This window comes from Curtobacterium sp. MCPF17_021 (genome assembly GCF_003234605.2).
Lineage (GTDB): Bacteria > Actinomycetota > Actinomycetes > Actinomycetales > Microbacteriaceae > Curtobacterium > Curtobacterium flaccumfaciens.
On the sequence record NZ_CP126252.1, the window covers coordinates 1,896,916 to 1,905,981 of the forward strand.

Below are 9,066 nucleotides of genomic sequence, written 5' to 3' on the forward strand. Positions count from 1 at the left end.
GGTCTCCACCACGGACGGACGGGAGGCCCGGTGCCAGCTGGCACCGGGCCTCCCGTCCGCCCTGGGGTCGCGTCTCAGACGCGCACGGCGCGTTCGTCGGGGACGCAGTGCGTCATCATCAGGCCCTCGACGTCGCGGGAGCCGTTGTGACCGAGGTTCGCCAGGCGGGCGAGCTCGTCGTCGCTGAGCGTCTGGGACTGCAGCGGGGGCAGGTCCTTGACCTCGTCGAGGGCGATGCCGAGCCCCTCGCCGACACGACGACCCAGGTCGTCCTCGACCATGAAGAAGTGCCAGAGCATGCGCTCCTGCACCGGACGGGCCGCCTGCGAGATGAGGTCGACGAAGTTCGCGACGAGGTCGTCGCGCTCCCAGTCCTGCAGGAGCAGGTACCGCTGCCCGGCCTGGGTGTAGTCGTTCGTCCGGGGGATCCGCTTGCGGGTGAGGCGCCCGACGATCTCCGGCCCCTGGTCGTCGTGGGTCGGGTACTCCGCCTCGCGCAGGCCACCGGTGATCGACGGCTCGTAGTTGACGTGCGGGTTCTCACCGCCGTGGTCCTGGTGGTACGCCATCTGCCCGTCGCGCTGGTTGGTCGCGACGGCGCCGTTCTTCGGGGCGTTCACCGGCAGCTGCAGGTAGTTCGGGCCGACGCGGTAGCGCTGCGTGTCCGAGTACGAGAAGGTGCGGCCGACGAGCATCTTGTCGTCGGAGAAGTCCAGGCCGTCGACGAGCACGCCGGTGCCGAACGACAGCTGCTCGTTCTCGGCGAAATGGTTCGTGACGTTGCGGTTCAGGACCATCGTGCCGACGGGCTTCGGTGGGAACTCGTTCTCCGGCCACACCTTCGTGTCGTCGAGCGGGTCGAAGTCGAGCTCCGGGTGCTCGTGGTCGTCCATGAGCTGCACGCGGAGCTCCCACTCGGGGTACTCACCACGCTCGATCGCGTCGTACAGGTCCTTCGACGCGTGCCCGAGGTCGCCGGCCTGCACCGCGGCGGCGTCGGCCTCGGTCATCGAGGACACGCCCACCGACGGGATCCAGTGGTACTTGACGAGCTTGGTGTCACCGTCCGCGTTCACCCACTTGTAGGTGTTCACGCCGAAACCCTGCTGGGTGCGGTAGTTCGCGGGGATGCCGCGCGGGCTGAACAGGTTGACGAGCATGTGCATCGACTCGGGGGTCTGCGACATGAAGTCGAAGATGCGCGCCGGCTCCTGGCGGAAGGTCACGGGGTCGGGCTTGAGGGAGTGGATCACGTCGGGGAACTTGATGGCGTCGCGGATGAAGAAGACGCCGAGGTTGTTGCCGACGAGGTCCCAGTTGCCGTCCTCGGTGTAGAACTTCACGGCGAAGCCGCGCGGGTCGCGGGCAGCTTCCGAGGAGTCACGGCCGCCGATCACGGTGGAGAACCGGATCGCCAGGTCGGTGCGCTTGCCGGGCTCCTGGAACAGCTTCGCGCGGGTGTACTGCGCGATGGGTTCGTCACCCCACGTACCGGTGGCCTCGAAGTACCCGAAGGCGACGGCACCGCGGGCGTGCACGACCCGCTCCGGGATCCGTTCGCGGTCGAAGTGGCTGATCTTCTCGAGGAACTGGTAGTTCTCGAGCGTCGCCGGGCCACGGGCCCCGACGGTGCGCTGGTTCTGGTTGTCGGAGACGGGGTGGCCCTGGCGGTTCGTCAGGATGCGGCGGTCGTCGCCCTCGGCGGGCGGTTGGCTGGAGACGTCGGTCATGTCTCGTCCTCTCTGCGGTCGCGGTCGGCTCGGGTTCCCGACCGAGTGTGGACCGGGGCGCGGGCACGCCCTCTCAGCGGCGCCGAGGACGCGGACGAGGACCGGTCGCCGGTGCGTTCGCCGCTGACGACCCGTCAGTACTTCGCCGCTGACGACCCGTCAGTACTTCGCCGCTGACGACCCGTCAGTACTTCGCCGCTGACGGCCCGTCAGTACGACGTGCGACCGGTAGCCGCGGAGCCGAGCACCGCGGCCGCGCCGTGGGCCAGCAGGGTCCCGTCGGTGACGACGGCGACGCGGTCGAACCCGAGCGCGCGGAGCCGTTCGGCGCGGGCCAGGTCACCGGCGAAGGCGCCGGTGTGCTTGCCCGCGCGGCGGGCTGCGGCGATGATCGCGGGGAGGGGGTCCGTGGCGCTGTCGGCGTCGAGCAGCTCGCGCAGATCCACGCCGAGCCCGATCGACAGGTCGAAGGGACCGACGAACACCGCCGAGACGCCCGGGACCGCCAGGATCTCCTCGGCGACACGGAGGCCCGCGGGCGTCTCGAGCATCACCCACACCTCGGGGTCGGCAGCGGCGGCGGATGGTGCCGCGCCGCCCCAGAGACCCGCCATCGGCCCCCAGCTCCGTCGGCCCCGCGGTGGGTAGTGCGCGGCACGGACGGCGTGCTCGGCCTGCTCGACGGTCTCGATCATCGGGACGATCACGATGTCGGCGCCGAGGTCGAGCGCACGGCCGATCGCGGCGTCCGAGCCCTCGGCGACGCGAATGGCAACGGGGACCTGCGGTGCGACCGCGGCGAGCGCCGACATCGTCGCCAGGAGTGTGGCGTCGTCGAAGGCGCCGTGCTGGCCGTCGAGACCGAGCCAGGCGAACCCGTTCTGGGCAATCTGCGCGGTGGTCCGGGGTTCGCCGAGCGTGCACCACACGCCGTCGGCGCGGCCGTCTCCGAGTGCTGGCACCGTGGTCCTCCGTCAGGTCTGCCGTCACGATCGCCGGTGGTTCGTGGTCCGGCGCGTCAGGCTACCGCCCACGGAGCGCTCGGCGCTCGTCCGCCGGGACTGGGGGCGTGGCCTCATGCGCACGCATGGGACATGGACAAGTGCTCACCTTCGGGTGTAGTCCTGTGCGCAGGACGCACTGCACGGGCGATCACAGGTCGCCAGCACCCACCAGCACCACAGCACCAGTCGGGACCTGCAGGGAGGTCGGACGGACATGCGTGACGAACGTGACGTCGGCCAGCGGACGGGCTCGCTTCCGCCGGGCGGCGACCGGATCCGGGTGGCGTTCGGGATCGTCGGCGCGGTCGGCGTGCTCGCCGGACTGGCTGCGATCGTCCTGCCCCACGCGACGCTGTTCGCGGTGTCGTGGGTCTTCGGGATCTACCTGGTCGTGTCGGGGGCGGCGCTGGTCGTCCGGGGACTCCAGGTGCACCCTCGGGTCTGGTGGCGTCAGCTCGGGCTGGTGGCCCTCGGGGCACTGGTGGTCGTCGGCGGTGTCGTCGCGATCGTGTTCCCGCCGATCGGGGCGCGATGGGTGGCACTGCTGCTCGGGTTCGCCTGGATCCTCGAGGGCATCGCACTCATCTACGCACCGTGGGTGGGCCGCCGTGCGCTGACCGTGGTGCTCGCCGTGCTCAGTGTGCTGAGCGGCATCCTGGTGATGAACCTGCCGGGCCTCGGCGCGCTGGTGACGGTGGCCGCGGTGGGGAGCGTGCTCATCGTGTTCGGTGTCGTCCAGCTCGTCGTCGCGTTCAGCTGGCCGCGTCCGGAGGGGGAGCGGACCGGCCTGCCGGTCCCTGGCCCCTGATGCTCGCCGTCCGCTGGGAGCAACAGGGACCGAAGTCCTGGGTGGCGCGCGACCACGGGACCAGCCTGGGGCTCGTGCTGCACGTCCGTGAGCGGTTCCTGGCGTTCGACCAGGACGACCGCCCACTCGGGAGCGCAGCGTCCCTGGCGGCGGCCCAGCAGCTCGTCGCCGCCGCCGTCCGCTCGAGTGCCCCGGCCCGGCGGGACACCGTCGCGGTGGTGCTGTCGGTGCTCGCAGCGCTGACCGTCGGGGGAGCGGCCGTCGTGCTCGCCGCCCGCGCCCTGATCTGAACGGCGCCGTGCAGGTCACCCCGAACGCTCCGGACGGTGCACCCACTGCCGGAGTGCGGCCGTGACCGCGACGGGGTCCTCCCACGGCGCGAGGTGGCCGACGTCGTCGAGCACGACGACCTCGGGGTGCCCCGGCAGCGCCGTCTGCAGGTCGTACGCCTGGTGCAGGGGGATCCAGGGGTCCTGCCGCCCCCACCCGATCCGGGTCCGGCACCGCACGGAGCCCAACAGCTCGGCCACGGCCCGGGTGTCGTCGGGGGTCAGCGCGGCGATCTGGAGTGAGAACGCGACCTGCCCTTCGGGGCCGGCCCACGGCCGCGCCAGGGTCTCGAGGTCCGCCGGCGAGAAGCCCGGCGACGAGGCACCGTCGATGTACTGCCGCACCAGGGCGGCGTGCAGGTCGCCGGGGAGTCGGTCGAAGACGTCACGGTGCTCCGCCACCAGCCGGAAGAGCGGAGACCCCCAGGGGTCGAGCACGACGGCGTCCCAGAGGAACAGGCTCGCGTACTCGGCACCGTGCAGCAGGTGCGCCCGGAGCGCCACGGCGCCGCCCACGTCGTGTGCGACCAGGTGGGGTCGATCGAGCCCCCACCGGTCGAGGAGCGCGCCGAGACGGATGGCCTGCGCTCGGAGTGTGGTGTCCACGGTCGGCCCGCGGTCCGAGTCGCCGTACCCGGGCATGTCCCAGAGGAAGACCCGGTGGTCCTGCGCGAGCGCCCGGCCGACCTCGGCCCAGACCGCCGACGACCAGGGCGTGCCGTGGCACAGGACGACGTCGCCGCGTGCCGGTCCTGCCGGCTCGAGGACCCTCGTGGCGATGGTCGTGCCGTCCACGACGACGGGGACCGGAGCGGGGAGGGGGACGGGGAGGGGCACTCGACGTGGCAGCATGGTCGCACGCTCGGACCTCAGGTTGACCTGAGGTCAAGAGGAACGGACGGGGCAGTGCTGATCGGTGCAGCAGCTCGGCGGATCGGCGTCGAGGTCCACGTGCTGCGGCACTGGCACGACACGGGGGTCGTCGTCCCCGATCGAGCGCCGTCGGGTCACCGGGAGTACTCCGAGGAACACGTCCGTCGCCTGCAGGTCGTCCGGGCCTGCCAGGGCGTCGGCATGAGCCTGGCGGAGATCCGGCTGGTGCTCCAGCGGAGTGCACCCGACCGGTCCGGAGTGATCACCGAGCGTCTCCGTCAGATCCGGGCGCAGCGTGACCAGCTGGCCGACGCCGAGCGGTTCCTCGAGCACGTGATCGACTGCACCCACGACCTGCTGACACGGTGCCCGTCGTGTTCCGCCTACGCCTCCTCGGGCACGCGGCTCCGGTCGGGGCCCTCCGCACCGGTACCGTTGCGTCCGTGAACGACGACCCCGATGCCGCCATCGCCCAGCACGTCCACGACGCCTGGGACGGTTCCCTGCGCCTGGTGCACATCACGATCTCGGACGAGGACGGTGATGCCTACCCCGGGCAGGACGTCGACCGGTGGGTGATCGACGTCCGTGTCCCGATCACCGACGACGACGAGACCGAGGCGGTCTCCGTCGCCGAGGTCACCGCCTTCACGAGCCGTGCACCGGAATCGCTCGAGGCACTGGTGCTCGGCTACCAGGTCTCCGACGTCGCCGGGTCCTTCGCGTCCGCCGTCGCCGCGCAGGACGCGACGGGGGAGACGTTCTTCTCGCTGCAGACCCACGCCGCCGAGATGCTCGGCAAGCCCGACCTGCTCGCCGTCGACCGGCTCACGGTCCGTCCCGCCTACCGAGCGCTGCCCGGACTGGTGCCGGCGCTCGTCGACGCCGTCCGCCACGGACCGGCCGGTCGCACCGCATCGTGGGTGCTCACGGACCCGACGGTGTGGGACGTGCCGTTCGGCGAGGACGACCGTTCCGCCGGCGGGTTCGTGCAGTGGGCCGACACCGCGGTGCTCACCTCGATGAACGCCGCGCCGGACGACCTGGAACACCTGTCGCTCGCGCCGCCGACCGGTGGCATCGTGATGGGGTCCCGGGCGGACGAGGTGCACCTCGGCGACGCGATCGACCACGCGATGACGCAACCCGCGATCGCGGTGCCGTTCGACCTGCCGCCGAAGCTCCCCGCCAGCATCTGGGCCGCCGCGCCCGAGGACGTCCACGGCGTGCACCCGGACGAGGCCACCGGGTCGATCACGGTGGAGACGCACGACGAACAGCTCGAGGTCGTCGGTTCGCCCGGCACCGCACCGCAGCTCGTGGGGATCTCGGCCTCGGCCGACGCCGCGACCCAGGAGTGGCTGCGCACCGTGCACCAGCGCTGGTGGCAGTACGAGCCGGACCTGCACGCCCGCATCCACGACGTCGTCGACGAGTACCTGTCCACCGGGCACATCGAGTCGGCGTCGGACGAGCTCGCGGGGCACCTGCACGCACCCGACCTGCCGCCGTACCGGACGGAGTGGCCGGGCACCGGCACCGTCCTGCTCGAGGAACTCGGTGAGGACACCGAGCCGATCGTCTTCGACGCCGTGCTCGAGGACGGCACCCGGCACGAGCACATCGGCGTGGTCGTCGTGCACGAGTCCGGACACGTCCGCGCGTTCCTGCACGACGAGTGGGAGCCCGGGTTCCCGGCCGCGGAGGCTGCGGTCGCGCACCTCATCAGCCTCGGTGCCGGCGAGTTCTTCGCGGACGCCCTGCACGACGAGCTGTCAGCGGGTGTCGAGCACGCGATCCTGACGGGTGACGTCCGCGGTCACTGACCGGGCCGCCCTGGGTCGGCTCAGACCGGGCGGTAGATCGCGATCGGCGGGGTGTCGTCGTCACCCGCGTCGTGGGCGTCGCCCGTCGCGAGCCAGGTACGGCCCTCGTGCTCGATCGTGGTCGGCAGGTCGCCGTGCACCAGGATCCGGATCGCGGGGGCGTCGCCGTCGACCAGGTCGACGCCGTGGGCCTCGGTCCCGCCGGGATTGTCGTGCACGTAGCTCATGGTCCGATCGAACTCCGTCGACCTGACGGACGGCCCGCGCCGCGCCGGACACGCCCGGAACCTTCACCGGAACCGGTGATGCCGCCCTTCTTCGGGTAGAGTCATCTCCGCACGGCCAGGACGGCGTGTGAATGCGGATGTGGCGCAGTGGTAGCGCATCACCTTGCCAAGGTGAGGGTCGCGAGTTCGAATCTCGTCATCCGCTCAGAACAGGAAGACCGGAACCCCCGTCGCTCGGAAGAGCGGCGGGGGTTCCGTCGTTGGGGGGCGTCGCGGCACCGAAGGCGTGGGGGCCCGGCGGGCGCAGGCTTCGGGTTCCCGCGCCCACCGGGCGCGGAGGCGACCATGCCCCCACTGGTACGCGCCGGGTGGGTGGCCCGGCGCAGTTCCGAGGATGTATCCGGAGCCGTGCCCCGTTCGGGTGGGAACCGGATCCAGGGTTGCGGGAACCCGCAAGAAAGCCGCACGACCCGCCGCGCGAGCCTTGTGCTACGCGATGCCGTCCGGTACCGAAGCCGACATCGTGCGGGCGCCGGGCAACCCCACCCACCGCCGGGCCCCGGACTCGACGACCGTGACGAGCACCGTGTCGCACCCGCGGCAGCGCGCCACCGACCCCATCGCGGTGCGGTAGACGGTGGTCTGCCCGAGCACCCCGAGCGATCCGCACCCGGCGCAGCGCAGGGCGACCCCGGTCGGCTCGGGTCCCAGGCTGTCGGCAAGCGTCCCCGCCAGCGCGTTGCCGTCCACGACGACCATCAGTTGCCCCCGAACCGTTCGGCGCGGACGTCACTCGTGTCGTGTCCGAGCTCGGTGAGCCAGCGCAGCACCTGCTCGACGAACGGCGTCGACCCGCACACGTAGACCAGGGCACCCGCGTCCGGCGGGAACACCGCGGCAGCGAGCGCGTCCCGCGTCATCCGCCCGGCAGGCACGGTCGAGCCTGGAGGCGCGGTGCGGCTGTACACGTGGGTCACCTCGAGCGGTGCCCGGCTCGCGAGCGCCTGGTCGAGTTCCGCACGGAAGAACACGTCGTCCGGTGTGCGGACGGCCGCGAGGAGCCGGAAGGGCGTCGGGTCGTCCGCCTCGGCGTGCGCGGTCACCATCGCGACGAGCGGCACGATGCCGGAGCCGCCGGCGATGAGCTGCACCGGACGGGTGGACTCGCCCGGCCGCCAGACGAACCAGCCGCCCAGGGGGCCGTGGACCTCGAGTGCATCGCCGACCTCGACGGCGTCGACGAGGAACGGCGAGACCTCGCCGCCGTCCACCCGGTCGACCGCGAGCACGACGTCGGTCGCGGGGCCGGCCGACGCGATCGAGTACGAACGCTGTGCCTGGTAGCCGTCCTCGGCGGTCAGCCGCAGGTCCAGGTGCTGCCCGGGGTCGTTGCCCGGCCAGGTGGGGACGTCGAGGACGATTCGCCGCGCGTTCGTCGTCTCGCGGCCGACGGACGCGACGGTGGCGGCGTGCCAGGCCGGCCGCCTGCGCGTGGCGGGACGAGCGACGGGGGTGATCCGTGCCTCCAGGCCGGTGTCGGGGAGCGTCACCAGTACCGCTCTTCCTTCCACGGGTCGCCGTGCAGGTTGTAGCCCGCGTTCTCCCAGAAGCCGGGCTCGTCGTCGGACTGCATGACGATGCCGCGCACCCACTTGGCGCTCTTCCAGAAGTACAGGTGCGGGACCAGCAGGCGGGCGGGCCCGCCGTGCTCGGGCGTCAGGGGCTCGCCGTCGGCCTCGAACGCGATCCAGGACTTGCCGTCGAGCAGCTCGTCGAGCGGGACGTTGGTCGTGTAGCCGCCGTAGCTGTGCACCATGCAGTAGTCGAGTTCGGTCTCGACGTCCTCGAACAGGCGGTCGAGCGGGACACCCCGCCACGGCATGTCGAGCTTGGTCCAGTGCGTGACGCAGTGGATGTCGACGGTGACGTCCTCGACGCCGAGTGCGTGCACCTCGTCCCAGGTCCACTGGTGCAGGCCGGACTCGGTGCGGATCGAGAAGGCCCAGTCGGTCGGCTCGATGTCGGGCGTCGCCCCGGCGGACAGGACGGGCCAGTCGCGGACCAGGGTCTGACCGGGCGGGATGCGGGTGTCGTCGCGGTCGTCGCGGCGACCGCCGAACCCGCGGGTGAACGTGGCCATGGTCCTCCTCGGGGACGTCAGTGCGTTCCCGATCATGCCGTGTGCCGGGCGGTGCCGTGTAACGGGTTGGTAAACGTTCCACCCGTGGACGGAACGGTCGTGCGCGGCGGCGGATCCGCGCGGGCTCGC

General features: G+C 71.8%; 11 protein-coding genes and 1 tRNA gene. 5 read left to right on the forward strand and 7 right to left on the reverse strand.

Annotated elements, in window-relative coordinates; translation table 11 throughout:
- Window positions 1-74 precede the first annotated feature (74 nt).
- A complete protein-coding gene (locus tag DEJ29_RS08995) occupies window positions 75-1,730 on the reverse strand; it encodes a catalase (protein WP_111093968.1) in 1,656 nt (551 codons plus the stop codon).
- Between the two features lie 209 nt (window positions 1,731-1,939).
- A complete protein-coding gene (locus DEJ29_RS09000; RefSeq protein ID WP_111093969.1) occupies window positions 1,940-2,692 on the reverse strand; it encodes an HpcH/HpaI aldolase family protein in 753 nt (250 codons plus the stop codon).
- A gap of 256 nt (window positions 2,693-2,948) precedes the next feature.
- Between DEJ29_RS09000 and DEJ29_RS09005 the strand changes: the two genes are divergently transcribed.
- Window positions 2,949-3,542 carry an HdeD family acid-resistance protein gene (locus DEJ29_RS09005; RefSeq protein ID WP_111093970.1) on the forward strand — a complete coding sequence of 198 codons (594 nt, stop codon included), beginning with the start codon at window positions 2,949-2,951 and terminating at the stop codon, window positions 3,540-3,542.
- Window positions 3,542-3,832 carry a hypothetical protein gene (locus DEJ29_RS09010; RefSeq protein WP_071403880.1) on the forward strand — a complete coding sequence of 97 codons (291 nt, stop codon included), beginning with the start codon at window positions 3,542-3,544 and terminating at the stop codon, window positions 3,830-3,832. The genes DEJ29_RS09005 and DEJ29_RS09010 overlap by 1 nt, the downstream gene beginning before the upstream one ends.
- Before the next feature lie 15 nt (window positions 3,833-3,847).
- Here DEJ29_RS09010 and DEJ29_RS09015 read toward each other — a convergent pair whose 3' ends face one another.
- Window positions 3,848-4,723: an alpha/beta fold hydrolase gene (locus DEJ29_RS09015; RefSeq protein WP_111093971.1), complete on the reverse strand. Its 876-nt coding sequence runs from the start codon at window positions 4,721-4,723 to the stop codon at window positions 3,848-3,850.
- A gap of 54 nt (window positions 4,724-4,777) precedes the next feature.
- Between DEJ29_RS09015 and DEJ29_RS09020 the strand changes: the two genes are divergently transcribed.
- Together DEJ29_RS09020 and DEJ29_RS09025 are read left to right on the forward strand one after the other, a co-directional pair.
- Window positions 4,778-5,191, forward strand: coding sequence for a helix-turn-helix domain-containing protein (locus DEJ29_RS09020; protein WP_111093972.1), 414 nt, complete (start codon window positions 4,778-4,780; stop codon window positions 5,189-5,191).
- On the forward strand, window positions 5,188-6,570 hold the full coding sequence (locus tag DEJ29_RS09025) for a hypothetical protein (RefSeq protein WP_111093973.1): 1,383 nt from the start codon (window positions 5,188-5,190) through the stop codon (window positions 6,568-6,570). Before DEJ29_RS09020 ends, DEJ29_RS09025 begins: the two co-directional genes overlap by 4 nt.
- A gap of 20 nt (window positions 6,571-6,590) precedes the next feature.
- Here the strand turns inward: DEJ29_RS09025 and DEJ29_RS09030 are convergent, their stop codons facing one another.
- Window positions 6,591-6,797, reverse strand: coding sequence for a hypothetical protein (locus DEJ29_RS09030; RefSeq protein WP_027465565.1), 207 nt, complete (start codon window positions 6,795-6,797; stop codon window positions 6,591-6,593).
- A 133-nt stretch (window positions 6,798-6,930) separates the two neighbouring features.
- On the opposite strand from DEJ29_RS09030, the gene DEJ29_RS09035 reads away from it, so the two are divergent.
- A tRNA-Gly gene (locus DEJ29_RS09035) sits at window positions 6,931-7,002 on the forward strand.
- A gap of 284 nt (window positions 7,003-7,286) precedes the next feature.
- Here DEJ29_RS09035 and DEJ29_RS09040 read toward each other — a convergent pair.
- From DEJ29_RS09040 to DEJ29_RS09050, 3 genes are read right to left on the reverse strand one after another with little or no spacing between them, the layout of a single operon-like run.
- Complete coding sequence (locus tag DEJ29_RS09040; RefSeq protein WP_111093974.1) at window positions 7,287-7,556, reverse strand: DUF6510 family protein; 270 nt, start codon at window positions 7,554-7,556, stop codon at window positions 7,287-7,289.
- Window positions 7,556-8,347: a ferredoxin reductase gene (locus tag DEJ29_RS09045; protein ID WP_111093975.1), complete on the reverse strand. Its 792-nt coding sequence runs from the start codon at window positions 8,345-8,347 to the stop codon at window positions 7,556-7,558. The genes DEJ29_RS09040 and DEJ29_RS09045 overlap by 1 nt, the downstream gene beginning before the upstream one ends.
- Entirely contained in the window at window positions 8,344-8,937 is a 594-nt protein-coding gene (locus DEJ29_RS09050) for a molybdopterin-dependent oxidoreductase (protein ID WP_111022879.1), read from the reverse strand. Before DEJ29_RS09050 ends, DEJ29_RS09045 begins: the two co-directional genes overlap by 4 nt.
- Window positions 8,938-9,066 lie beyond the last annotated feature (129 nt).

Excerpts from the sequence above, each read along its gene's own strand:
- DEJ29_RS09015 (WP_111093971.1), bottom strand. The coding sequence starts at position 4,723 with ATGCTGCCACGTCGAGTGCCCCTCCCCGTCCCCCTCCCCGCTCCGGTC.
- DEJ29_RS09040 (WP_111093974.1), bottom strand. The coding sequence starts at position 7,556 with ATGGTCGTCGTGGACGGCAACGCGCTGGCGGGGACGCTTGCCGACAGC.
- DEJ29_RS08995 (WP_111093968.1), bottom strand. The coding sequence starts at position 1,730 with ATGACCGACGTCTCCAGCCAACCGCCCGCCGAGGGCGACGACCGCCGC.
- DEJ29_RS09030 (WP_027465565.1), bottom strand. The coding sequence starts at position 6,797 with ATGAGCTACGTGCACGACAATCCCGGCGGGACCGAGGCCCACGGCGTC.
- DEJ29_RS09005 (WP_111093970.1), top strand. The coding sequence starts at position 2,949 with ATGCGTGACGAACGTGACGTCGGCCAGCGGACGGGCTCGCTTCCGCCG.
- DEJ29_RS09010 (WP_071403880.1), top strand. The coding sequence starts at position 3,542 with ATGCTCGCCGTCCGCTGGGAGCAACAGGGACCGAAGTCCTGGGTGGCG.
- DEJ29_RS09050 (WP_111022879.1), bottom strand. The coding sequence starts at position 8,937 with ATGGCCACGTTCACCCGCGGGTTCGGCGGTCGCCGCGACGACCGCGAC.